Genomic DNA, 337 nt, shown 5'->3' with positions numbered 1-337 from the left:
GCTGCCCGCGCCGTGGCCGACACCCGCGTTACCGCCGAGAGCGGTGCCCGACGATGAGCCGCCGCCGGTGGCGGTGATCGCGGCGTTACCGCCGGAACCGCCGGCGCCGCCGTCGACGCCGGCCGAGGCGGCACCACCGGTCGCGCTGCCTGTGGCGTGGCTACCCGCACCGTCCGCGATGACCTGCGCTGAACCGCCCGTGCCGCCGGTAATGCCGGTGCCGATGCTGCCCGCAGCACCGGCACCACCGGTCGCGGTAGCGGTGTCGGTCACGATGCCGCCGTTGATCCCGGCAACCCGGGCGCCGCCACCGCCGCCACCGCCGCCACCGCCGTTG

General features: G+C 77.2%; 1 pseudogene. It reads right to left on the bottom strand.

Annotation, left to right across the window (positions count from 1 at the left end):
* A pseudogene (locus tag KIH27_RS22290) lies at window positions 1–337 on the bottom strand (PE family protein); the annotation flags it as partial.

Source organism: Mycolicibacter acidiphilus (genome assembly GCF_018455725.1).
GTDB classification, from domain to species: Bacteria; Actinomycetota; Actinomycetes; order Mycobacteriales; family Mycobacteriaceae; genus Mycobacterium; species Mycobacterium acidiphilum.
This window is presented reverse-complemented; position numbering and strand designations above follow the sequence as displayed.